Genomic DNA, 24,206 nt, shown 5'->3' on the forward strand with positions numbered 1-24,206 from the left:
ACAATAGGAAAAGAAGACATTCGGCACTTGATTACAGAACCCCAGTTCAGGTTGAAAGAGCAATGCTGAAAAATAAAACAGAAGCGGCATAAAATGTCTCCACTTTTATATTGCAATTCCAATTGCAATTCCATTCCAAACAAAATTTCATCCCTTATAAAACAAAAAAAGCGATGGGATAACCCACCGCTCAGTATTTTATAAATCCTTATCCTAATCAGAATAGGAAACATGAATATTATTTTGCAAAAGCTACAGAACGAGTCTCTCTAATTACTGTAACTTTAATTTGCCCAGGATAAGTCATTTCGGTTTGAATACGGGTTGAAATATCTGCAGCTAATAATTCTGCCTGTGCATCAGTAATACGCTCACTTTCTACAATAACACGTAGCTCTCTACCAGCTTGTATTGCAAAAGTTTTCTCTACACCAGGATAAGAAAGTGCTAGCTCTTCTAAGTCTTTCAAACGCTTAATGTAACTTTCCACAACCTCACGACGAGCACCTGGACGAGCTCCAGATATCGCATCACAAGCCTGTACAATTGGAGAAATCATTGAAGTCATCTCAATTTCATCGTGGTGAGCTCCAATAGCATTACAAATTTCAGGATGTTCTTTATATTTTTCGGCAAGTTGCATACCTAAAATTGCGTGAGGTAATTCAGGATTATCATCAGGCACTTTACCAATATCGTGTAGTAAACCAGCACGTTTAGCCATTTTTGCATTTAAACCAAGTTCTGCAGCCATTGTAGCGCAGAAATTAGCTACCTCGCGAGAGTGATGCAATAAGTTTTGTCCGTAAGAAGAACGATAACGCATACGGCCCACCATACGAATTAGTTCTGGGTGCAAACCATGAATACCTAAATCGATAACGGTACGCTCACCAATTTCTACGATTTCATCTTCAATTTGTTTTTTAGTTTTAGCAACAATCTCTTCAATACGTGCCGGGTGAATACGACCATCAGTTACTAAACGGTGTAAAGCCAAACGAGCAATTTCCCTTCTAACTGGATCAAAACCAGATAAAATAATAGCTTCTGGAGTATCATCAACAATAATTTCTATACCTGTCGCGGCTTCTAAAGCACGAATATTTCTACCTTCTCTACCAATTACACGACCTTTAATTTCATCGCTTTCAATATGAAAAATAGACACTGAGTTTTCTATAGCAGCCTCTGTTGCAGTACGCTGAATGGTTTGTATAACCACCTTTTTAGCCTCTTTGCTAGCGGTTAATTTAGCCTCATCAACAATATCCTTAACCTGCATCATCGCTTGGGTGCGTGCTTCTTGTTTAAGGTTCTCTACAAGTTGGTTTTTAGCTTCTTCGGCAGATAAACCAGCAATAGTTTCTAATTGTTTAAGGTGTTGATTTTTTAAAACTTCAACCTCATCCTGTTTTTTAACAGCAATTTCAGTTTGTTTTTCAAGGTTAGCTTTTTGTTTATCAAGCTCTTGTTCCTTTTTATTAAAATTTTCCATACGCTGATTAACAGATTGTTCTTTCTGTTTCATCGTATTTTCGCGTTGGTTAATGTTATTGTTTTTCGCATTCACTTCTTGTTCATGCTCAGCTTTCATTTGCAAAAATTTCTCTTTTGCTTCTAAAAGTTTATTCTTTTTTAAAATCTCTGCATTATTCTCTGCATCTTTTAAAATCTTTTTTACTTTAGTTTGTGCAGCAATTTCTTGTTGCTTAAGTAAATTACGTAGTAGAAATCTTCCTACTACTATGCCGATGCCTAAACCGACGATTAAGGCAGATAAATATCCTAATATTCCAGCTATTTCCATTTTGTTTGTTAAATAAAAAAACCGCAACTAATTTTTAAAGTCTCATACATTTTAAACCTCAACTAAGCATAATTAGGGTTTAAGCCATTTTCAGGTGCCAAAGCAGATGAAATACGCCCTCTTAACCCTATAGATATTGAAGTGTTAAGTTTTATAAAATTTGAAACTCAAAAACTAGCTGCGGCTATATTTTTGTGCTAATATGTTTTAAATCAATATACTGATTAACAGCTTCGTTTAAATCAGATTTAAGCCTGATTTAAAATATTGACTTTTTTGAAAGAACGTACCTTTTTTATTTTGAAAAGAAACCGTTTAAAATAACATCTAATTCTTCAACTTTATCAGCAACTGCAGTATCTTGGTTTTGTGCCTTATTCTCCGTTCTTAGTACTGCCGTTGCATAATGCAATAGCGACATAGAGAGTAAATCCTGCTTATCTCTGACTGCATAATTTTCTTGATAGTCTTTTATGCGTTCATTGATCATTTTTGCTGCCCGTCTCACAATTTCTTCCTCTTCCATATTAACCTTTAAGGGGTAGATACGGTCGGAAATGGTTATTTTAATCGAGATTTCTCCCATTTGTTTAGCTTAGTTTCTGTGTTTTCGCTTGCCTATTTTTTAAGCAATGCGATACTCTTATCAATCTCTCTCACAAAATCGTTAATTTTTTGTTTAATATCAAGTGACTTTTCACTTGCTCCTTCGATACTCTTGGCCAATTTCAAAACTCGCATCTTTTCATCGAGTTCTGCATTTTTCCCTTTTGCTGCATCAAAAGCAACTTTTAACGATTGATTTTCAAGCCTTAATAAATCATTTTCCTCTTGCAAGGCGTTGCACAACTCGATTAACCGTGTTGTTTTTTGTATTACCTTATCTAATTGATCTGCAACAGAAGTCATGAATTTATTTCTAAAAATACGAATTTATATTTTATTTCCTAATTTCTGCCCCTGCTTGTTGGGTTAAATTAGCAATTAACTTCTGCATAGTTTGCTCAATCTGCTTATCTGTAAGGGTTTGCTCCTCATCAAGCAGAATAAAGTTTAATGCATAAGATTTTTTACCTTCTGGTAGTTTATCACCTTCGTAAACATCAAAAACATTTACTTCTTTAATTAATTTTTTATCGGTTTTAAATGCAATTCCTTTAAGTAAATCAAAGGTTACATTTTTATCAATCAGCATCGAAAGATCGCGACGTACCTGCGGGTATTTCGAAATTTCTTTGTTTACAATTTTATTCTTTTTAATAATATCCAGTAAAGCGCTCCAGTCGAAATCTGCATAAAATACCTCAGCATTAACATCTGCGAGTTTACGATCTGCCTTTGTTGCAGCACCAAAACTAACCAACACTTTATCACCTCTAAAATATTTTATTCCGTAAGCAAAGTTTTCATCATTTAACACATCGCTTTGATAGCTTGCAATACCTAAACGAGAAATAATAGCATCAACCGCAGCCTTTAAGTTGTAAAATGTTGAGGGCTTTGTATTTTGATTCCATTGCTCGCTCTGCTTTGCTCCCGATACCAAAAGCAATAAACGTGGGCGCTCAATATATTTTTCGTTAATTAAGCTATAAGTTTTTCCAAATTCATAAAACTTAACATCCGCATTTTTACGGTTTTGATTATAGGCAACACTTTCTAAAGCTGGCATTAACAAACTTTGACGCATTACATTTAAATCACTACTTAATGGATTTAAAATATGTACAGCTTCATCTAAATTTTTAGAATAAGCAGATTTAGTTAAAGAGTTGCACCAAATTTCTGCATAACCGTTTGCAGTTAGCATATCGGCAATTACATTTTGCGTATTTTCTTTATCAGGTCTTTGCGAGTAAGATAAAGAGGCGTTTACCTTAGTAGGGATTTCGATATTGTTATAACCATAAATACGCAAAACCTCTTCGGTAATGTCACACTCTCTGGTTACATCAACTTTAAAAGCCGGAACTTTTAATGATAATCCTTCAACACTTTCATTAGTTGCTTCAATACCTAAAGCCAAAATAATTTCTTTTATTTCAGTTGAAGGAATATTTGCGCCAATTAATTTATTGATGTTTTTATAGCTTACCTCAAACTCGAACGGTTTAACCGGGTTAGGGTAAAGATCAGAAACGGCAGATGAAATTTTACCACCTGCAAGTTCTTTAATTAAAATTGCAGCATATTTTAAAGCTGTAATTGTAATTTCAGGATCGGTACCACGCTCATAACGGAAAGAAGCATCAGTTTTTAAACCGTGTCTTTTTGCTGTTTTACGTACAGAAACTGAATTGAAATAAGCGCTTTCTAAAAAGATATTTTTAGTATTTGCATCAACACCTGAGGATTTACCACCAAATACACCAGCGATACACATTGGTGTTTCTGCGTTGCAAATCATCAAATCATCGGCATTTAGTTTGCGTTCAACATCATCTAAAGTTACAAAAGGTGTTCCTTCTGCTACTTTTTTTACAATCACTTTTCCGCCAGAAATTTTGTCGGCATCAAAAGCATGTAAAGGCTGACCTAAACCATGCAAAACAAAATTGGTAATATCTACTATATTATTAATTGGGCGTAAGCCGATTACTTTTAACTTATCTTTTAACCACTCAGGAGATTCTTTTACTTCTACACCAGAAATAGTTAAACTGCTGTAGCGTGGGCAAGCTTCCTCATCCTCAACGGTAACGGGAATATTTAAACTTTCTTCATCAACTTTAAAACCCGATAAATCTGGCGTTTTGTAATTAGTTCTGAAATAAGCAGCTAAATCTCTTGCTACACCTAAATGCGATGCCGCATCAGCACGGTTTGGTGTTAAACCAATTTCAAAGAGGAAATCATCCTCCATTTTGAAATGATCTTTAGCTAAAACACCAATTTGAGTATCTTCAGCTAAAATCATAATCCCATCGTGCGATTTACCTAAACCTATTTCATCTTCAGCACAAATCATCCCTTGAGATACTTCTCCTCTAATTTTTGATTCCTTTATTTTAAAAGGTTCGCCTTCTAAAGGATAAACTGTTGTACTCACTGTTGCCACAACAACTTTTTGTCCGGCAGCAACATTTGGTGCTCCACAAACAATCTGAAGGTTTTCTGCACCGCCAACATTTACCGTGGTAATCCGTAAACGATCGGCATTAGGATGTTGAACGCAAGTTAAAACATGTCCAATAACGAGCCCTTCAAGTCCGCCAGCAACGGGTTGAACTTTATCAACGCTTTCCACTTCCAAACCTACATTGGTTAAGATTAAAGAAAGTTCTTGAGGAGTTTTGTCTATTTGTACAAACTGTTTTAACCAGTTATATGATATTTTCATGTTGGAGTATCAAGTAGCGAGCTAACAACCAGAGATTGAATCCTGATTGTTGCTCAAAATTTATAAAACGCAAAGATAATATTTAATGCCGAAAGGCTGAAGTATAGCGAGGTTTTATAAACAGTTTTTTACTTAAAAAACAACTTTACGAAAACTGGTAAATGATCCGAATAATAACGCTGATCTTTGCTATCTGTTAATACGGCAAATTTCTGTACTCCAAAACCTTTATTAACAAAAATATAATCAATTTTATCTTTCAATTCGCTATTAAAATTAAAGTTATTAAATGTTCCTGTAGGACCATAAGGAGGTTCTACAGTAATCTCTTTAGTATCCAAAAGAAATGATTTAATGGTAGATATAGCTTCAGTTTCTGGCGTTACGTTTAAATCGCCGGTAAGGATAACGGGAAGTGTTGGTGCAATTTCCTGAATTTTCTTTTTAATTAATTTAGCCGATTCTATTCTGGCTTGCACACCAATGTGATCGTAATGCGTATTAAAAACGATAAATTCTTTCTTATTTAATTTATCGTAAAGTTTAACCCAGCTGCAAACACGGTTTAAAGCGGCATCCCATCCTTTTGATGGCACATCAGGTGTTTCGGAAAGCCAGAAAGTTCCTCCATTCCTTTTGGTAAATCTTGTTTTATCAAAATATACGGCAGAAAATTCGCCCTTGCGCTTTCCATCATCGCGACCAACGCCTACTACATCGAAATTAGAATTTTCGAGCAGAGCATCAAATTGTTCTGGCAAAGCTTCTTGAACGCACAAGATATCAGCATCATGAAATTTAACCAATGCCTTAACGTTATCCTTACGATTTGGCCATGCGTTTACACCATCAGATGCAACATTTAAACGAATATTATACGAAATTACGTTTATAGGATTTCCAGGTTTCTGCGCAAAAGCAGCTATGGAAATCAACAAAAAAAGATAAAATAGTTTTAGGGTTTTCATCCTGGCAATTTAGGAAATTATTTAAAAACAGAATAAAACCTAATTGTTAGAAAATTATTAAGCTGGGATTATTGAACAGTGCTAATCGATCAAATTATCATCCTTGAAGCTATAGTAACCACTACTTGTAAAAATAAGATGATCTACAACCAATAAGCTCATTAAGCGCCCTGAAGCCACCATATCTCTGGTTAGTTTAAGGTCATTATCACTGGGCTTTCGGTTTCCTGATGGATGATTATGCGCCATAACAATATTGGCAGCGTTGTTTTCTAGAGCAATTTTAAAAATAACTTTCGGATCTGCAACCGTGCCCGCCTGCCCACCTTTACTAATTAAGTACTTGCCAATAATATGATTGGATCTGTTGAGGAGAATTACCCAAAATTCTTCGTGGGTTAAATCGGTAAGAGTGCTCTCCAGATACCTGTAGGCATCAATAGAACTGGTTACCTTTACAACTGCATCATCAAGAGTTTCTTTACGCCTTATACCTAATTCTAACGCTGCAATAATTGTGATGGCTTTAGCTTCACCTATACCTTTAAATTTTGATAGTTCCTGTACACTCGCTCTGCCAAGTTTGGAAAGGTTATTTTCATAAAACGCCAGAATGCGTTTACTAAGATCAACAGCAGTTTCGATTCTATTGCCAGAACCTATTAAAATTGCAATTAATTCAGCATCGGTTAAATACCTTTTGCCATGTTGTAAAAGCTTTTCTCGAGGTCTATCCTCTTCAGCCCACAACTTTATCCCGAGTTTTTGCGTATAATTTTCCATTTTTTTAGATAAAAAAAAGCATCCCAACTTTTGGTTGGGATGCCGTTACTAATATCGTAAAAAAACAGCTTAGTTTAAACCGTTAACAAATTTAGTTAATTTCGATTTGTTATTTGCCGCTTTGTTTTTGTGGATAACATTCTTTTTAGCTAAACGATCTAACATAGAGATCACTTTAGGCAATAATTCTGATGCGGTTTTTTTGTCCTCAGCAGCACGTAGTCTTTTAATAAAGGTACGTGTAGTTTTTGCCTGATATCTGTTACGTAAACGTTTTGTAGCGTTTGCTCTAATTCTCTTTAATGAAGATTTATGATTTGCCATTTCTATTTAGCCTTTTATTTTTCTTATTCGTTTCCTATAATTCGGGTTGCAAATATAGGATTAATATTTTCAAATTACAAAACACTTTTATTTTTTTATTTCATTTAATTATTCTGTGTTCCAATATTTTAATTTTCTAGTAATAAAACACGTTCCTTTTACCAGATCATTCTATTTGTATTAGACTTATAACTTATGCAAAAATATTATAAGGAAATAAATAGTAAGTTTTAGTCTGGCGAGTGCTCTAAACAGAAAATGCCTTTTTAAACAAATCAAATTTACAGAATTACACTCTTATTTTAGGATAGCGCATTAAAAATGTTATTTTTGGGGAAATCGAATTTTTAGTGAAAAAGAGAATAGCCATATTTGCTTCAGGTTCCGGATCTAATGCCCAAAAGTTAATGGAGCATTTTAAATCCAATCCAGAGATAGAAATTTCATTGGTTTTAACCAATAATGCCGATGCTTATGTACTGCAGCGAGCTGATAATTTCGAAATTCCCAGTCATATTTTCGATAGACATGAGTTTACCAAAACCGATAATATAATCGATCTCCTTAAAAATCTGGATATAGATTTTATTGTACTTGCAGGTTTCTTATGGCTAATCCCTAAAAATTTAATCGATGCCTATCCGGGTAGAATTATTAATATTCACCCTGCTATTTTACCAAAATTTGGTGGCAAGGGCATGTATGGCGATCATGTGCATCATGCCGTTATGGCTGCCGGAGAACCTGAAGGTGGTATTACCATTCATTATGTAGATCAAAATTATGATGAAGGGGAATACATTTATCAGGCACGCTATAAAATCGATAAAAACGACAATTTGGAAATGGTAAAATTTAAAGGCCAGCAACTTGAACATTTACACTACCCAAGAGTTGTTGAAAGCTTAGTTAAAAAGATCAAAAAGTAACCACAATAATTGCCATTAAATTTTCGCTTCATAAATATTTAGCTTAATTTTTTATTTGCCTTAGGCATCAGCAGTAGCAATACACATACTATAATAAGAAAGGCTACATTAAATATGGTACCCCATTGGTAGGCAATTGGAAACCTATTTAGTATTGGTGGATTTCCCAGTTGCTGAAAAAACACGCCTCCAACTATCGCAACTCCAATAGCTACAGAAATTTGCTGCAACGTTAAATATATGCCTGTTGAAGCACCAAGCATACTTTCAGGAATACTTTTTAAGGAGATCGTCATTAAAGAGGGTAAAATTGTACCACAACCCATACCATATATAAATAGTACTGTAGCTACATATATTGGATTAATTGCACCTTTATTAAATACCAGTAAATGCAATAAAAGTGAAATAATCATAATTGTTGCTCCAATAAGCGATACGTATTTACCGTAACGAGCCACACGAGATGCAAAAAACATAGATGCTAACACATAACCTACACCTTGGCAAACAAAGTAAATTCCAGTACTAACGGAGCTTAAGCCCATTCCGATTTGTAAGTTAACGGTATTAATTAAGAAGTAAGAATCTTGTACTAAGTAATAAAATAAGGAAACTAAAAGTCCCATTCGGAAATCGAAATTCTTAAAAACCTGAGTATTGATTAGCGGACTTCGCCCCTGCCTTACGCTAAAACGTTGATAATAAATAAAAGCAAGCAGTAAAATTGCAGAGAAAATCAGTAAACCGATGCTCCAAAGTGGCCAATCTAACGCTCTACCCTGAATGAGCGGATAAATAAAGGCTGTTAATGTAATCGTTAACAATAATCCACCAGTAAAATCAAATTTTTGGGCAACTTTTGATGGAGATTCTTTAAGGTATTTAAAGCCTAAAATGATGGCAGTTAATCCTACTGGTACATTTATTAAAAAGATTAACCGCCAACTTTCTGGAATAATGGCAATATCCGGAATTAAACCACCTAAAAACTGACCAATAACTGAAGCAATGCCTGCAATGCTGCCGTAAATGCCCAACATTTTTATGCGTTGTTTTAGCATCAGGAAATAAATCGGGCATAAAAGCTACTCCCTGAGGCACCATAAAGGCGGCACTTATCCCTTGAATAAAGCGCGCTAAATTTAGTTGTGTTGCCGATTGGGAAAAACCACACAAACAGGAAGCAACAGTAAAAACTAACATCCCAATTAAAAACACCTTTTTCTTGCCGAAATATTCTCCTGCCTTTCCTCCCGTTATTAAAAAGGATGCATAACCTATAATGTACATTACAATTACAAATTGCATATCAGCATCGGTACCGCTAATCCCATTTTTAATAGATGGAAGTGCTACATTAACGATAAATAAATCAATTACCGATAAAAATATAGCCGAACATACAATCAGGAACAGGAACCACTTTGGGATTTTCTTCATAGCTTTTCTTATATTTAATCTTCAAAGAAAGAAAACGCCACGCAGGCAATCAAGTAGTCATAAAAACCATACTTAGTATGCAAAACAGTACCAATAATGAGTATAAAGCAGTTACAAATACAGAAAATCAGGATTTATTTTTAAATGACTCATCATTGACAAGTATATTTAAGGTAATTGGCGGTAAATGGAAAATTGTACTCATTAAAGCCATTGCCTCTCAATGCCCAAAAAGGTTTGGAGAGCTTAAACGCGAAATGAACTTTTTAAGTCAGGGAATGCTCACAACACAATTAAAGGAAATGGAACGTGATGGATTAATTATACGAGAAGCTTTTGCAGAATCGCCCCCACGTGTAGAGTATAAATTAACTAGTATTGGCAAAACTCTTATTCCAGTAATTGCTGTTTTGGAAGATTGGTGGATAAGTTTCCAAGCAGCTAAGTAGTCTAATAATTAAACTGTTTCTATCCTTTAACTCTCAAGCTTTAAATAATTAGATACCGTTTAACAATGTGGTTGAAGAAGAAAAAATAACCGTTAAAGAAAAATATACAAATAATTTCAATTTTATTAGATTCTACAACTAAATAAATGCCCCTGTTTTACTACCTTTGCGGCTCAAAATTTCCAGTAGAATGAGTCAATCCATTAAAATCAAAAACGCTTTAATCTCAGTATATTATAAAGATGGTTTAGCACCATTGGTAAAATTGTTAGCCGAACAAGGCGTACAATTATTTTCTACCGGGGGTACCGAACAATTTATTAAAGATTTAAACCTGCCGGTAACAGCGGTTGAAGATTTAACGGGTTACCCTTCAATTTTAGGCGGTCGTGTTAAAACATTGCACCCAAAAGTATTTGGTGGTATCTTAAACCGTAGAGGTTTAGAGGGCGATCAACAACAAATTGCAGAGTATGAAATTCCAGAAATTGATTTGGTTATTGTAGATCTTTACCCATTTGAGGAAACCGTAAAAGCTGGCGGTGCAGCTGATGAAATTATTGAAAAGATCGATATTGGTGGAATTTCATTAATTCGTGCAGCTGCCAAAAATTTTAATGATGTCGTAATTATTGCATCTAAAAATGATTACCCAACGTTACAAGCACAATTAGAAGAGCAAAATGGAGAAACTACTTTAGCACAGCGTAAGGCTTTTGCTAAAAAAGCATTCCACACTTCTTCTCACTATGATACAGCAATTTTTAATTACTTTAATACAGAAGAACCGCTTGATGTATTTAAACAAAGCGTAACCGAAGCTAAAACTTTGCGTTATGGCGAAAATCCTCATCAAGGTGGTGTATTTTATGGCGATTTAGATGCGATGTTTACCAAATTAAACGGTAAAGAGCTTTCATATAATAATTTGGTGGATGTTGACGCTGCTGTGAGTTTGATCGATGAATTTGAAGATCCTACTTTCGCAATTTTGAAACACACTAATGCTTGCGGTATTGCTTCTCGTTCAACCGTTAAACAAGCTTGGATTGATGCTTTAGCTTGTGATCCTGTTTCTGCTTTTGGTGGTGTATTAATTACCAATGTTGAAGTTGATTTAGCAACGGCTGAAGAAATTAATAATTTATTTTTTGAAGTTTTAATCGCACCTTCATATCAGCCAGAAGCTGTTGAATTATTCAGCAAAAAGAAAAATCGCGTTATTTTACAACGAAATAATGTTGAGTTGAGTAAAAAACAATTCAAAACCTTATTAAATGGTGTAATTGAGCAGGATAAAGATTTAATTATCGAAGGCCCAGAGCAAATGACAACGGTAACCGATAAAGCACCTACAGCACAAGAATTAAAAGATTTATTTTTCGCGAATAAAATTGTAAAACATACAAAATCTAACACTATTGTTTTGGTTAAAGATGACGTATTGATTTCTAGTGGCGTTGGTCAAACTTCTCGTGTTGATGCTTTAAGACAGGCAATTGAAAAAGCGGCTGCATTTGGTTTCAGTGTTAAAGGTGCCTCAATGGCATCAGATGCGTTTTTCCCTTTCCCAGATTGCGTTGAAATTGCTGCAGAGGCTGGTATTACAGCAGTTTTACAACCAGGTGGTTCTATTAAAGATGCAGATTCTGTTGCAAAAGCTAATGAAAAAGGTATTGCAATGGTAACTACAGGCGTAAGACATTTTAAACACTAATTGAGCGTAAAGTCTGAAGACTAAAGCTTAAGGCGAAGGTCATTATTAAATTTAAGGACTTAAAACTTTGGTCTTTCAGCTTTGGTCTTTTAGCCTTTTATTTTCTAAATCATTTTAATTGACTTAAAAACAATGGAATGAATAAAGAAAATAATACTTAAAACAATAAAAAAGCTATTTTTACATTAGGAATAGTATAGATTTGACAAAATAATAAAACATACCTCATACATGGGATTATTTAACTGGTTTACGCAAGAAGTTGCCATCGATTTGGGCACAGCGAATACCCTGATTATACATAACGACAAAGTGGTTGTAGATGAACCATCTATTGTAGCTTTCGATCGTACAACAAACAAAGTAATCGCCATTGGTAGGCAGGCGATGCAAATGGAGGGGAAAACCCACGATAATATCAAAACCGTTCGTCCATTAAAGGATGGAGTAATTGCTGATTTCAACGCTGCTGAAGCGATGATTAAAGGTATGATTCGAATGCTTAATGGCGGTAAAGGCTGGATGTTTCCATCTTTACGTATGGTTATTTGTATTCCTTCGGGCATTACTGAGGTAGAGAAACGTGCCGTTCGTGACTCTGCCGAGATTGCTGGTGCTAAAGAAGTTTATTTAATTCATGAGCCAATGGCTGCTGCCGTAGGTATTGGAATTGATGTTGAAGAACCTATGGGTAACATGATTATCGATATAGGTGGTGGTACAACAGAGATTGCTGTAATTGCACTATCGGGTATTGTTTGCGATCAATCTATCCGCGTTGCGGGAGATAACTTCGACTCGGATATTGTAAACTACATCCGCCGCCAGCATAATATTATGATTGGCGACCGTACTGCTGAAAAAATTAAAATTGAAGTTGGGGCTGCTTTACCTGAATTACAGGATGCACCTGCAGATTTTGCAGTACAAGGACGTGATTTAATGACTGGTGTACCAAAACAAATTACCGTTTCTTATACTGAAATTGCACATTGTTTAGATAAATCAATTTCTAAAATTGAAGAAGCGATTTTAAAAGCTTTAGAGATTACTCCTCCTGAGCTTTCTGCCGATATTTACCAAACAGGTATTTACTTAACTGGTGGTGGTGCATTATTAAGAGGTTTGGACAAACGCGTTGCAGCTAAAACCAAATTGCCTGTTCACGTTGCCGAAGATCCACTTCGTGCCGTAGTTAGAGGTACAGGTATTGCCCTTAAAAACATTGGTGGCTATAAATTCTTAATGCAATAATTTTAAATTACGATTTACGATTTTAGATTGACGAATAGGCCAGATCTAAAATCGTAAATCTAAAATCCGTTAATCAAAATGCGTAACCTTTGGATTTTTATAAGCAGATACAACGCATTTTTCTTGTTTATCATTTTTTTTATTCTGGGTATTTCACTCACATTAAAAAATAATGCCTACCAACGCAGCGTAACCTTAAACTCCAGTAATGAAGTGGTGGGTACAGCTTATGAACGTTTAAACGTTTTTAAAAGATACTTAAATTTAGGAATGGTAAACGATAGTTTGGCGGCAGAAAATGCCAGGCTTAAAACTAATTTATTGGCGCTAACAACTGTTGATTCTGCCAAAGACACTAAAGTTATAGATACTGTTACCAAGCAACAATACACTTATCTTGCTGCTAAAGTGGTTAAAAACTCCATTACACTTCGCAATAATGTAATGACGATTAACAAAGGTACTTTGGACGGCATTAAAAGTGGTATGGCTGTAATTGCACCGCAAAGAGGTGTTGTAGGCTTTATAAGAGACGTTTCTGATCATTTAGCTACCATCCAATCCTTATTACATAAAGACACTAAAATTAGTGTTATTGTTAAAAATAGCCAGGCTTTAGGATCATTAGTTTGGGGAGATGGGAATTTTGATATTAGAAAGGCTTTAATTAAAGAAGTGCCCAACCATATTAAAATGGCTATTGGCGATTCTATTGTAACTTCAGGCTATGGCTCTTTCCCTAAGGGAATTTTAGTTGGTAGAATAAGTAAAACAAATGTTGCAACAAATGATAATTTCCTCTCAGCAGAAATAAATTTATTTACCGATTTTAGCACATTGCAATATGTATATGTAGTTAAAGATAAAACAGCTGAAGAACAAAAAGCTTTAGAAAGTCTGGTTAAACCGAATGAATAGCAGAATTATAATCGTAAATATTATCAGATGGATTTTACTCCTTTTTGTGCAAATTTTCCTGCTCAAAAATATGGGTTTTTACGATCTTTCTACCCCTTTCATCTACGTACTTTTTTTATTACTTCTGCCTTTTGGCATTCCTAATATTTTATTATATCTATTGGCTTTTGGAACTGGCTTAACACTTGATGCCTTTTATGATACCATGGGTGTACATGCTACAGCCTGCGTTGTATTGGCTTTTGTAAGGATTTCTTTTATTTCTATCAGCCTAAACCGCGATGCAATTGATGATCCCGAGCCTTCATTAAGCTATATGGGCTTTCAATGGTTTTCTTTGTACGCATTGCTTTGTGTGATAGCACACCACCTGGTTTTGTTCTTTTTAGAAACATTTAGGTTAACAGAGATTGGTTACACCTTAATGAGATGCGGCCTAAGTTGTATCTTTACACTGCTTATTATTTTATTGGTAGAGTTTATATTCTATAGAAGAACATCCCGCTAATGGAGCAATTATTTAATCGAAAATATGTTATCCAAGGATTATTTATTGTAATCGCCCTAATTTTATTAGGTAAGTTATTCTATATCCAAATTATAAGCGATAAAGCTTTTGCTTCTGCAGAAAGTAATGTATTACGTAAAGTATATAAATATCCTGCCCGTGGTGCAATTCTTGATCGAAACATGAAGGTTATTGTACAAAATGAACCTGTTTACGATTTAATGGTTATCCCTAACGAAGTTAAGGAATTTGATACTTTAGCACTTGCCAATGCTTTGGGTATAACACCAGATGGGGTTCGTAAAAGACTAAATAAAGCCAGGATTCAATCCAATTATCAATCTACTTTTTTTGAAAGACAAATTTCTGTAGAAAGTTATGCCCGCTTGCAAGAAATTATGTACCGTTTTCCGGGATTTCGAACGCAAGATAGAACAGTAAGGCATTACCCTGATAGTGTTGGCGGCCAATTATTTGGCTGGGTTAAGGAAGTAAGTCAAGATGATATTGATAAATCCGAGGGCTACTATAAACCAGGAGATTTTATTGGCAAAAGTGGTCTTGAGCGTTCTTATGAAGAATTTCTTCGCGGCGAACGTGGAGTAATTAACACTTTATATGATGCCCGAAACGTAGCACAAGGGAGTTATGCCGGTGGGAAATATGATATTAATGCGGTTTCAGGTGATCGCTTAATTTCTTCATTAGATATAAGGATTCAGAAACTTGGCGAAGAGTTGATGCAAAATAAAGTTGGTGCAATTGTAGCTATTGAACCTTCAACTGGTGAGATTTTAGCGTTTGTAAGTAGCCCAGGCTTTAATCCAAATAAGTTTGTCGGCAAAAACTGGGGCAACGGTTATATGGATTTAATGCGTAACCCTTATCGCCCTCAAATTGTACGCCCTATTCAAGGTTTTTACTCTCCTGGTTCATCATTTAAACCTGTTGATGCCTTAGTTGCCTTGCAGGATGGTGCAATAGATCCATCAACCACCTTTTTCTGCCCAGGTTATTATATGGCAGGTAACCATAAAGTTAAATGTGAACACATTGATGGCACAATTAACATGCAACGTGGTATTGCCAGAAGTTGCAACACCTATTTTTGTCATGTTTTCCAAAATATTATCACCAAAAATGGAATGAAAAACCAACGCCAAACTTTTGCACACTGGCATGAGCAAATTGCTAAATGGGGTTTCGGACAAAAACTGGGTATTGATATGCCGTTTGAAAAAGGGGGGATTTTTTATACTGGAGATCACTTCGATAAAATTTATGGAAAGCGTTGGGGTTATACAACTGTAATTTCTCAAGCAATTGGTCAAGGCGAAATTACCTCTACACCGTTGCAAATGGCTAATGTTATGGCTGCTATTGCAAACAGAGGGTATTACATTAAGCCACACCTGATTAAAGGAATTGGTGATAAAAAAATGGTGAAGAAAGAGTATGTAGTTAAAAACTATGTAGGAGTTGATGAAAAATATTTCGCACCAGTAATTGATGGCATGCGTGATGCTGTAAATAGCCCATGGGGAACTGCAAAGCAATCGCAAATTCAAGGCATAACTATGTGTGGGAAAACTGGAACGGTACAAAATCCACACGGTAAAAACCACTCCGTATTTATTGGTTTTGCGCCAATGGATAATCCCAAAATCGCTATTGCTGTAATTGTAGAAAACGGAGGTTTCGGAGGAACATACGCAGCACCAATTTCTAGTTTTATTGTAGAAAAATATTTAACAGATAGCATTAAACCAAGATCAAACGGGTATACCGTGAAAGCCTTTGCAGAAACAAATCTTTTACCTGCAATTATAGAAAAGCCAAAAAAAATTAAGTTAACGAAATTAGATAGTATTGCATCTAAAAAAGCGGATTCTGTAAAGAGAATAAAAGATAGCCTAAAAGTGAAATCCATTAAATTAAAACAAATCATTTCACCAAAAGCCAAAACCACCAGCGGAGCAATAACTACTAAACCAGAAACAACTAAAAAATGATTCAACAACAGGGAAATCGCTTCTTTTTTAATGTAGACTGGATTACGGTGTTAATTTATATTGCGCTGTGCACCATTGGCTTTGTAAATATTTATGCCTCTATTCCGCATAAAATACCTGGTGAATTTGATTTTGCCAGTAATTATGGAAAGCAGATGATTTACATTATCTCTGGATTAATTTTGGGCTTATCTATCCTTTTATTTGATGGAAGGCTTTTCAACGTTTTTGCACCCTTTATTTATGGCATTACGTTGGTTTTACTTGTTATTGTATTATTTGTTGGTCGAAACGTAGGTGGTAATCAAGCATGGATTCCATTAGGTTCATTTAGGCTGCAACCGTCCGAATTTGCTAAGTTTGGCACAGCACTACTCCTAGCCAGGTATGTAAGTACTTTTAATCCAAAATTTAGAGATGTAAAATCTATATTTATTGCAGCTTTAATTGTACTGGCGCCACTAATGTTAATTATGCTCCAGCCTGATACCGGTTCTGCATTGGTGTTTCTAGCCTTTATGTTTCCATTATATCGTGAAGGCTTATCGGGTTATTTCCTTTTAATTTTTATGGGGATGATTGTACTTTTCGTAGCCGATTTCCTCGTTCCAACTTATATTTTAATTCTTATTTTATTAACCGTTGGCGGATTATTTATCTATGCTAACAAGCGAAAACAAAAAATAATTATCTCTACAGTTTTGGTAACCCTGGTTGCCATTGGCTATTTATTTTTAGTTAAAGTTGCCTATACAAAGGTTTTAGAACCACACCAACGTACACGTATTGAATTAATGCTTGGGCTTAAAACGGATAATAAAGGTGCAGGCTATAATGTAATTCAATCACAAATTGCAATAGGCTCTGGGCAGGCTACCGGAAGGGGTTTTTTACAGGGCACACAAACTAAATATGGTTATGTACCTGAGCAAAGTACCGATTTTATTTTCTCTACCGTTGGTGAGGAATGGGGCTTTGCAGGCTGTTCTGTGGTAATTGGTTTGTATATTTTCTTGCTTTTAAGATTAATAAATCTGGCAGAAAGGCAACGGTCTACTTTTTCGAGGGTTTACGGCTATAGCGTTGCTTGCATCTTATTTTTTCACGTATTTATTAATATCGGGATGACGATTGGGATTATTCCTGTAATTGGAATTCCACTACCCTTAATCAGTTATGGAGGTTCATCACTATGGAGCTTTACCATATTGATTTTTATATTCCTTAAACTGGATTCTAACAGAATGGGCTTTATTTAGTAAGCTTTTTACTTATTATAAATATCTATAACGAAAAAAGCCCCGAATTACTTCAGGGCTTTTTTATTATTTCAAAAGAATATTTTAAGAAGTGAACCTTCTATTTAGCAATTCATAAAACTGATCTACGGTAGCCTGTTTTGCTGCCCAGTTATTTTTAATGGCGTAATTTTTCTGCAGAAAACTATCAGCTGCTTCAAAACTATTCATTCTGTTTACTAAATCAATTGCTTCAGAATATGCCATATTGTAACCACTGAATAGATCTTTAATAAAAAGCAATTTCTCATTTAAATTTATTCCTTGTTTTAAATCCTGAATTGGGGCTTTAATTTGCTCGTTTTGATTATTGTTTGTTTTAGACAATAAATCATTTAAAGTAGGTATAGGTTTTTCGGCAATTGGCTGCACGATAGGTTTAACAGGAACAGCCTCAGGAGTAAAAATTGGACGCTCTTCTACTGGTGGTGAAATAATTGGCTCATTAAAATCAACACCTTTCAATTGCTCGATTGGTTCCTCAACTTTTTCCTCCACTATTTTTTCCTCTATAATTGGTTTTTCAATTTCTTTAGGTTCTTCTATTTCCTCGGAAATTAAAAACGGTTCAGGACCAATTTCATCTTCATCCGCAGCAGAAACCTCACCTTCAATCTTAGCAGGCACATCTTCTTTCTCATGAATCCTTTTCTTCTGCGCCAGGATTTCTTCCTCCTCCTTACTTAAAGGTCTGTCGAAAATTTGTTCAACAGATTTTTCCTCATAATCAAACTTATCATTTCCATCATGATTACTTAAAATAAACTCGAAAGTGTGGTCTTCCTGATCGGGTTTAAAAAAGTCCTTTTTCAGCAAAGTTTCCGTCGTTTCCTCGTGTATTTTCTCTTCGTCAAAAATCTCCTGTTCAGGTTTAATATCTATACGTTCTTCTTCCTCTTCGGCGGCAGCAACTTCTTCTAATTCTAAATCAGCGGTTTGATTTTCCGTAAAAAAGTTGTTTTCAGAAGGTTTAAATTCTTTAATGGTTTCATCTGCAGGTGTAGCAAAAAATTCATTGTGAACTTCTTTTTCTTCAACTACGGGCGTACTTACAATTTGATGAGCCTTATTTTCGACCTTGTTGGCATTAAGTTTCTGTACGATATGAACATGATCTGAAAGAAAATTGGCATTTGCCAGAAAAAGCTCAACCTCTAAATCATTCAATTTATCGGGATTTTGAGCAAGAAATTGATATTGCTCATTTAATTCTGTTAAAATATTTCCTATTTTTCTAAAAATATCCTGTTGATTCATCATAAAGTTAAAACGAAATTTTAGCTGATTTATGTTGGTAACTAAGTCTTCAAAAATAACACATAATTATGATATTTGTTCGGTTTAAAAATTATAGTTCGGTGTTGAAAAATTCAAGATTCATACCGGATAGTACATCTTCATTTAAGTACGGGCATTTTAAAAAATAAAAAGCAAACATCCTGCTTTTACCTACTAAATGATTATTAAATATTGAGCATGTTATTTAGCGAACAAAATTTTAGAAGAAGAGGCGAATTCTCAGGAAGTATAGAAGTGGTTTGTGGTTCTATGTTTTCGGGTAAAACGGAAGAATTAATCCGTCGGTTAAAACGTGCACAAATTGCTAAGTTAAATGTCGAAATTTTTAAACCTCGTACCGATACCCGCTATCATGAAACAGCCGTGGTTTCTCACGATCTAAATTCTATTCCATCTACACCTGTAGAAAGTGCTTCGGCCATTTTACTTTTGGGAACCAACACGCAGGTAGTTGGAATTGATGAAGCGCAATTTTTTGATAATGAGCTGCCTGATGTTTGTAATAAATTAGCATTAAAAGGAATCAGAGTAATTGTTGCTGGCTTAGATATGGATTTTACAGGCAAACCTTTTGGACCAATGCCCGCATTAATGGCTATTGCAGAGCATGTAACCAAAGTAAATGCCGTTTGTGTTTGTTGTGGCAATCCTGCCCTTTATAGTTACAGAACGGTAGCCAACGATTCTACAGTTTTATTGGGAGAAAAAGAAAGCTACGAGCCGAGATGCAGAGCTTGTTATAACCTTGGTAAAGGTTAATTTATATTTTAATGAGCCTTAACTCTATCGAAAACCCTTCTATTAAAAGCATTTCTATACTAGGTTGTGGCTGGTTTGGTTTTGCTTTGGCTAAAAAATTGATCTCCTTAAATTATAAAGTTAGTGGCTCTACTACTACTGAAGATAAATTAGCTACTTTAAAATCGGAAGGAATACAGCCCTTTCTAATCAGTTTTTCTACAGAAAATATAACTGCTGACCCGATATTTTTTGAGGCTGATGTTTTGTTTATTTGCATTCCTCCAAAACGCAATTCACACGAGTTTAGTGAATACCCAAATAAAATAAAAGCCATTTTAACCGCAGCTGAAGGCAAAAGTAAAGATGTAATTTTGATAAGCTCCACCAGTATTTATGGCGATACGAACGAAAATGTAGATGAAAACACCAATCCAGTTCCAGATACAGACTCAGGAAAGATGGTGCTAGAAGCCGAGAAGCTAATTAATATGCCACATTCTTTCTGTGCAACAATTATTCGTTTTGCAGGTTTAATTGGTCCAAACCGTAACCCGGGTAAATTTTTTGCTGGTAAAAAAGAAGTTCCTAATGGGTTGGCACCCGTTAATTTAATTCATCAAAGTGATGCCGTTGGCATTGCAACTGCAATTATCTCAAAAAAAGCTTTCGGAAAAACATATAATGCCTGCAATCCAAATCATCCTTTAAGGAAGGACTTTTATACAAATGCGGCTAAAATTTCGGCCTTGCCTGAACCTGAATTTGTGGAGGAAAAACAGAACTGGAAGATCGTAGAGAGTTTAAATGTGCCAAAGTTTTTGCGATACGCATTTGAGATAAGTTTGTGATTTTTGATGCAGATTTAACCGCTAAGTACGCTAAGTTTTCCGCAAAGAAACGCTAGGTAATTATGAATCCAACCTTTGTGTTCTCTCAGTTAAAAACAACATATTTAACTCAACAAGCCAAGCAGTTCTTTCTTTGTTAAGTTTTTAAACATGCTGCCATCGGTTTGAATTAAATCTTTTACCAGATCTTTTTTTGTAGCCTGCAATTTCATAATCTTTTCTTCAACCGTATCAGGACAAATTAAGCGCACAGCCATAACGTTTTTATGCTGTCCAATTCTATATGCTCTATCGATAGCCTGATTTTCTACAGCTGGGTTCCACCACGGATCAACCAGGTAAACGTAATCAGCTTCTGTTAAGTTAAGTCCAATTCCCCCTGCTTTTAAACTGATTAAAAAAACAGGAATATCTACATTGTTTTGGAAAGACTCCACCACTTCTCCCCTATTTTTTGTTTGTCCTGTTAAATATTCGTACTTAATTCCGCGGCTCTCTAGTGCTTTCTTTATTAAATCGAGCATGGTTACAAACTGAGAGAAGATCAATATTTTATGATTTTGCACCTTGCTTTCGAGCTGCTCCATTAAAACTTCTATTTTAGATGAAGCCTGCAAATAAGATTTACCATCTGCCAGTAATGCCGCCGAGTTACAAATTTGTCTTAAACGGGTAATACTTCGTAAAACATGCATGGAGCTTTTAGGCAGTTCATCTTCTGATTTACCTAAAATATAATCTTGAATTTCCTTTTTATTTGCTTCGTAAACTTCGCGTTGTTCATCGCCCATTTCACAATAAAGTACAATTTCAGTTTTATCAGGAAGTTCTTTTGCAACCTGCTCTTTTGTACGTCTTAAAATAAATGGCTTAATCTTTTTTTGCAGTTCTGCAGCTCTTTTACTGTCTTTAAACTGATCTATTGGTGTAGAATATAAATCTGCAAACTGTTGTTTACTACCAAATAAACCTGGGCATGCAAAAGAAAGTTGTCCGTATAAATCGAAGGTATTATTTTCTACAGGAGTACCTGTAATGGCTACACGATTACGTGCCTGCAACATCCTAACCGTTTTGTAACGCTGCGATTCGGGGTTTTTAATATTCTGAGATTCATCAAGAAAGATATAATTAAAATGGTAGTCTTTTAAAAAGCGAATATCAGATAATAGCGTACCATAAGATGTTAAAATGATTTCGTAATGCTCAAAACCTGCGGTACTTTTCGCCCTATCTGCGCCATAAATAGTTTTGACTTTAATGGAAGGTGCAAATTTTTCTACTTCGGCCTTCCAATTAAAAATTAAGGAGGCTGGTACTACAACCAGGTTTACATTGTGCTTAACTTTTTCACGCTGTGATAAAATGAATGCTAAAATTTGAATGGTTTTCCCCAACCCCATATCATCAGCAAGACAGGCACCAAAATTAAAATCATCCAAAAAATTAAGCCAGTTTAACCCATCTTTTTGGTAATGCCTTAATTCTGCATTTAAAGCTTTTGGCAATTCAACTTCCTGAATCGCATCTGCACCTTCAAATTTCTTTTTAAATATTCTCAGTTCATTCTGTACTTCATTATTAAGCAGGGCATCTTCATAAAGTTCGTTTATGGTTGCATATTTAATTTTATGGGTAAGCAAACTCTCCTCAACAATTTCTGCAGCGTTAAAGTATCCGATAAATTTTTCTATCCATTCTGCAGGCAAAATACCTTGTGTACCATCATCAAGCGTAACAAATTTGCTTTTATTGCGAATAGATTTATGCAGGTGTTTAAGTGATACACGTTGCTTGCCAAACTTTACCTTAACTTTTGTTTCAAACCAATCGGTACCGCTTAAAACCTCAATATTAATTTCGGCTTTATGCTGGTTAAGTTTATTATTTTTAAGTTGGTTAAAGCCTAAAATATGAATTTCTTTCGCTCGCCAAGTTTCAAAAGCATCCAAAAACCAACCTTCCTCTAAAAATCTTTTCCTGTGGAGATAAAAAGAATCATTCGTTTCCTGATCGTAGAAATAGGGATGCTGCTTTAAAATATTCCCTATAAACTGCAATTCCTTTTCTTCATCTCGATAAAGTGTAAAAAGGTTTCCAAGCTTATCCTGCGCCTGAATCTGTTTTTTAGATAATACTGGAATTTCAATATTACCATAACGCATTACCGGTGTAATGAGAATATAATCTTCAGATTCTGACAAGTAAACCAGTTGTTCGTTTTCCAAATCAAATCCCTTTTCTTCAATCTGACTTTTTGTAGCAGGTTTTAAATAAGAATAATCTACATGAATGCTGCCCTCTAGCTGGATGAGAATATTTTTTTGAAATTCGGCGTATTTCGTTTTATGCAAAACCAAACGGTTACTTTGCTTTTGAAAGAAACCGATTACCCTAACAAAATCCGCCCGATCTATAAAATAAAGCGTATCCTTTAATTGCACAAAATAATCGTGCTTAATTACCAGATTATCTAGCTCATAAGTCTTTCCTTCAATCATTAACCTGCCACTGATATCATAATAATCACCTTTTTGATTTACAGAAAGGCGTAAATCTGTATCCAGCACTTTAACCTGCACGGCAATAAGCGAAGAAGCTTGTACATTAGCTGATTTCTTGGCATCGTGCAGATAAACAGAAATACCTAATGGATTTTTAACCACAGCTTTTAAAGCTTCCAGGTCAGCATCATTTTGTTCAGCATTATAATTTTGCTGAAACCTTGCCACTCCGCTGTAAAATTTTAATTCATCACTATTATCAGTTTTAAACATCAAAGCCGATGGATGAATTGGGTTTAAAGGGTTTTTAACCTTACCGCTTTTGGTTGTTTCGGCTTCATAAAGTTCTATAGTAAGGTTGTTATAATAGCGGTGATAACCCAAAACGGCAAGCAATTTAAGCTGATCGTTTCTATCCGTTTTATTTGGCTTTTTAGCTTTCGCCTGTGGCAATAAAATAGAAGACAGGGCTTGTTGAGATTCTTTATCAAAAGGCTGCAGGCCATCCATTCGCGGTTTAATTACTGTAATGCCGTTATCATAGCTTACTTTAAAAAGTATATCTAACTGTGGTTCTTGCTCCAAACCATAATCGGCAGCAACTTTTTTTATCCTTTCTTTACGCAGGTTTTCATCAAAGAAAATCTGTAATTCAGATCTCTTTAAAATATTGTATAAAACCTGCGCCTGATGCTCGCAAAGCTTATTTTTAGGCGTATTGCAACGGCAAGAAAGCTTAACAAAATTTGCATGTTGTTGCACCTGAACGATTGGGAATGGCAAGGCAGAACTTTCATGACTAAAAGCACCAAAATCAACCTCTAACTGCTCAGGAAAAATGTTGTAATAACCTTTAGTATCGGTATAAATTTGTTGATTGAGGTGTTTTAAAATAACCAGATTGCTTAAATCCTTCAAGTTAAAATCCTTTAAAATATAATCGTAAGGATTTTCTTCTATTGGTTTATTATCTGCAAACTGCTCCCTCATTTATGCTAAATTATTTAGGCAATAAAAGTAAGGATTTATAAAAATTAATAAGATTCTTAGTGAGATATTTT

The 24,206-nt window shown here is 35.0% G+C and carries 21 protein-coding genes; 10 read left to right on the forward strand and 11 right to left on the reverse strand.

Annotated features, from left to right (window positions below; translation table 11 throughout):
* Positions 1-238: 238 nt before the first annotated feature.
* The 7 genes from rny to rpsT all read right to left on the reverse strand — a co-directional run bounded on the left by rny (position 239) and on the right by rpsT (position 7,225).
* Positions 239-1,810 (reverse strand): ribonuclease Y, encoded by a 1,572-nt coding sequence (rny, locus tag EHC72_RS01910; RefSeq protein WP_131535800.1) that lies wholly within the window; start codon positions 1,808-1,810, stop codon positions 239-241.
* A 295-nt stretch (positions 1,811-2,105) separates the two neighbouring features.
* Complete coding sequence (locus EHC72_RS01915; RefSeq protein WP_131535801.1) at positions 2,106-2,396, reverse strand: cell division protein ZapA; 291 nt, start codon at positions 2,394-2,396, stop codon at positions 2,106-2,108.
* A 32-nt stretch (positions 2,397-2,428) separates the two neighbouring features.
* Positions 2,429-2,719 carry a hypothetical protein gene (locus tag EHC72_RS01920; protein WP_131535802.1) on the reverse strand — a complete coding sequence of 97 codons (291 nt, stop codon included), beginning with the start codon at positions 2,717-2,719 and terminating at the stop codon, positions 2,429-2,431.
* A gap of 31 nt (positions 2,720-2,750) precedes the next feature.
* Complete coding sequence (gene pheT, locus EHC72_RS01925) at positions 2,751-5,150, reverse strand: phenylalanine--tRNA ligase subunit beta (RefSeq protein WP_131535803.1); 2,400 nt, start codon at positions 5,148-5,150, stop codon at positions 2,751-2,753.
* 128 nt (positions 5,151-5,278) lie between these two features.
* Complete coding sequence (locus EHC72_RS01930) at positions 5,279-6,118, reverse strand: endonuclease/exonuclease/phosphatase family protein (protein ID WP_131535804.1); 840 nt, start codon at positions 6,116-6,118, stop codon at positions 5,279-5,281.
* A gap of 81 nt (positions 6,119-6,199) precedes the next feature.
* Positions 6,200-6,901: a RadC family protein gene (gene radC / locus EHC72_RS01935; RefSeq protein WP_131535805.1), complete on the reverse strand. Its 702-nt coding sequence runs from the start codon at positions 6,899-6,901 to the stop codon at positions 6,200-6,202.
* A gap of 69 nt (positions 6,902-6,970) precedes the next feature.
* Entirely contained in the window at positions 6,971-7,225 is a 255-nt protein-coding gene (rpsT, locus tag EHC72_RS01940; protein ID WP_131535806.1) for a 30S ribosomal protein S20, read from the reverse strand.
* A 350-nt stretch (positions 7,226-7,575) separates the two neighbouring features.
* Here rpsT and purN point away from each other — a divergent pair, with 350 nt between their 5' ends.
* Entirely contained in the window at positions 7,576-8,154 is a 579-nt protein-coding gene (purN, locus tag EHC72_RS01945) for a phosphoribosylglycinamide formyltransferase (protein WP_131535807.1), read from the forward strand.
* Between the two features lie 38 nt (positions 8,155-8,192).
* Here purN and EHC72_RS01950 read toward each other — a convergent pair whose 3' ends face one another.
* Positions 8,193-9,155 (reverse strand): MFS transporter, encoded by a 963-nt coding sequence (locus EHC72_RS01950; protein ID WP_246029366.1) that lies wholly within the window; start codon positions 9,153-9,155, stop codon positions 8,193-8,195.
* Positions 9,040-9,597 (reverse strand): MFS transporter, encoded by a 558-nt coding sequence (locus EHC72_RS22995; protein ID WP_246029357.1) that lies wholly within the window; start codon positions 9,595-9,597, stop codon positions 9,040-9,042. The genes EHC72_RS01950 and EHC72_RS22995 overlap by 116 nt, the downstream gene beginning before the upstream one ends.
* Positions 9,598-9,674: 77 nt before the next feature.
* Between EHC72_RS22995 and EHC72_RS01955 the strand changes: the two genes are divergently transcribed.
* The 7 genes from EHC72_RS01955 (at position 9,675) to rodA (ending at position 17,714) form a co-directional block, all read left to right on the forward strand.
* Entirely contained in the window at positions 9,675-10,046 is a 372-nt protein-coding gene (locus EHC72_RS01955) for a winged helix-turn-helix transcriptional regulator (protein ID WP_131535808.1), read from the forward strand.
* A 190-nt stretch (positions 10,047-10,236) separates the two neighbouring features.
* Entirely contained in the window at positions 10,237-11,763 is a 1,527-nt protein-coding gene (gene purH / locus EHC72_RS01960; protein ID WP_131535809.1) for a bifunctional phosphoribosylaminoimidazolecarboxamide formyltransferase/IMP cyclohydrolase, read from the forward strand.
* Between the two features lie 231 nt (positions 11,764-11,994).
* Positions 11,995-13,017, forward strand: coding sequence for a rod shape-determining protein (locus EHC72_RS01965; RefSeq protein ID WP_010601761.1), 1,023 nt, complete (start codon positions 11,995-11,997; stop codon positions 13,015-13,017).
* 78 nt (positions 13,018-13,095) lie between these two features.
* Positions 13,096-13,935, forward strand: a complete 840-nt coding sequence (mreC, locus tag EHC72_RS01970; RefSeq protein ID WP_131535810.1) for a rod shape-determining protein MreC — start codon at positions 13,096-13,098, stop codon at positions 13,933-13,935.
* Complete coding sequence (locus EHC72_RS01975) at positions 13,928-14,443, forward strand: rod shape-determining protein MreD (protein ID WP_131535811.1); 516 nt, start codon at positions 13,928-13,930, stop codon at positions 14,441-14,443. The genes mreC and EHC72_RS01975 overlap by 8 nt, the downstream gene beginning before the upstream one ends.
* Positions 14,443-16,455: a penicillin-binding protein 2 gene (gene mrdA, locus EHC72_RS01980; RefSeq protein ID WP_131535812.1), complete on the forward strand. Its 2,013-nt coding sequence runs from the start codon at positions 14,443-14,445 to the stop codon at positions 16,453-16,455. Before EHC72_RS01975 ends, mrdA begins: the two co-directional genes overlap by 1 nt.
* Positions 16,452-17,714, forward strand: coding sequence for a rod shape-determining protein RodA (rodA, locus tag EHC72_RS01985; RefSeq protein ID WP_131535813.1), 1,263 nt, complete (start codon positions 16,452-16,454; stop codon positions 17,712-17,714). The genes mrdA and rodA overlap by 4 nt, the downstream gene beginning before the upstream one ends.
* An 84-nt stretch (positions 17,715-17,798) precedes the next feature.
* Here rodA and EHC72_RS01990 read toward each other — a convergent pair whose 3' ends face one another.
* On the reverse strand, positions 17,799-19,013 hold the full coding sequence (locus EHC72_RS01990; protein ID WP_131535814.1) for a hypothetical protein: 1,215 nt from the start codon (positions 19,011-19,013) through the stop codon (positions 17,799-17,801).
* A 216-nt stretch (positions 19,014-19,229) separates the two neighbouring features.
* On the opposite strand from EHC72_RS01990, the gene EHC72_RS01995 reads away from it, so the two are divergent.
* Together EHC72_RS01995 and EHC72_RS02000 are read left to right on the forward strand one after the other, a co-directional pair.
* A complete protein-coding gene (locus EHC72_RS01995) occupies positions 19,230-19,811 on the forward strand; it encodes a thymidine kinase (protein WP_131535815.1) in 582 nt (193 codons plus the stop codon).
* An 11-nt stretch (positions 19,812-19,822) separates the two neighbouring features.
* Positions 19,823-20,641 (forward strand): NAD(P)-binding domain-containing protein, encoded by an 819-nt coding sequence (locus EHC72_RS02000; RefSeq protein WP_131535816.1) that lies wholly within the window; start codon positions 19,823-19,825, stop codon positions 20,639-20,641.
* Positions 20,642-20,745: 104 nt separating this feature from the next.
* On the opposite strand, the gene EHC72_RS02005 is transcribed toward EHC72_RS02000, so the two are convergent.
* A complete protein-coding gene (locus tag EHC72_RS02005; RefSeq protein ID WP_131535817.1) occupies positions 20,746-24,135 on the reverse strand; it encodes a DEAD/DEAH box helicase in 3,390 nt (1,129 codons plus the stop codon).
* Between the last annotated feature and the right edge of the window lie 71 nt (positions 24,136-24,206).

Source organism: Pedobacter nototheniae, from assembly GCF_004335085.1.
GTDB lineage: Bacteria > Bacteroidota > Bacteroidia > Sphingobacteriales > Sphingobacteriaceae > Pedobacter > Pedobacter nototheniae.

Coding starts and splice junctions, on each gene's coding strand:
- pheT (WP_131535803.1), bottom strand. CDS start 5,150: ATGAAAATATCATATAACTGGTTAAAACAGTTTGTACAAATAGACAAA.
- EHC72_RS01920 (WP_131535802.1), bottom strand. CDS start 2,719: ATGACTTCTGTTGCAGATCAATTAGATAAGGTAATACAAAAAACAACA.
- EHC72_RS02005 (WP_131535817.1), bottom strand. CDS start 24,135: ATGAGGGAGCAGTTTGCAGATAATAAACCAATAGAAGAAAATCCTTAC.
- mrdA (WP_131535812.1), top strand. CDS start 14,443: ATGGAGCAATTATTTAATCGAAAATATGTTATCCAAGGATTATTTATT.
- EHC72_RS01955 (WP_131535808.1), top strand. CDS start 9,675: ATGCAAAACAGTACCAATAATGAGTATAAAGCAGTTACAAATACAGAA.
- rodA (WP_131535813.1), top strand. CDS start 16,452: ATGATTCAACAACAGGGAAATCGCTTCTTTTTTAATGTAGACTGGATT.
- EHC72_RS01975 (WP_131535811.1), top strand. CDS start 13,928: ATGAATAGCAGAATTATAATCGTAAATATTATCAGATGGATTTTACTC.
- EHC72_RS22995 (WP_246029357.1), bottom strand. CDS start 9,597: ATGAAGAAAATCCCAAAGTGGTTCCTGTTCCTGATTGTATGTTCGGCT.
- EHC72_RS01930 (WP_131535804.1), bottom strand. CDS start 6,118: ATGAAAACCCTAAAACTATTTTATCTTTTTTTGTTGATTTCCATAGCT.
- EHC72_RS01915 (WP_131535801.1), bottom strand. CDS start 2,396: ATGGGAGAAATCTCGATTAAAATAACCATTTCCGACCGTATCTACCCC.
- radC (WP_131535805.1), bottom strand. CDS start 6,901: ATGGAAAATTATACGCAAAAACTCGGGATAAAGTTGTGGGCTGAAGAG.
- purH (WP_131535809.1), top strand. CDS start 10,237: ATGAGTCAATCCATTAAAATCAAAAACGCTTTAATCTCAGTATATTAT.
- mreC (WP_131535810.1), top strand. CDS start 13,096: ATGCGTAACCTTTGGATTTTTATAAGCAGATACAACGCATTTTTCTTG.
- EHC72_RS01995 (WP_131535815.1), top strand. CDS start 19,230: ATGTTATTTAGCGAACAAAATTTTAGAAGAAGAGGCGAATTCTCAGGA.
- EHC72_RS01990 (WP_131535814.1), bottom strand. CDS start 19,013: ATGATGAATCAACAGGATATTTTTAGAAAAATAGGAAATATTTTAACA.
- rpsT (WP_131535806.1), bottom strand. CDS start 7,225: ATGGCAAATCATAAATCTTCATTAAAGAGAATTAGAGCAAACGCTACA.
- EHC72_RS02000 (WP_131535816.1), top strand. CDS start 19,823: ATGAGCCTTAACTCTATCGAAAACCCTTCTATTAAAAGCATTTCTATA.
- rny (WP_131535800.1), bottom strand. CDS start 1,810: ATGGAAATAGCTGGAATATTAGGATATTTATCTGCCTTAATCGTCGGT.
- EHC72_RS01965 (WP_010601761.1), top strand. CDS start 11,995: ATGGGATTATTTAACTGGTTTACGCAAGAAGTTGCCATCGATTTGGGC.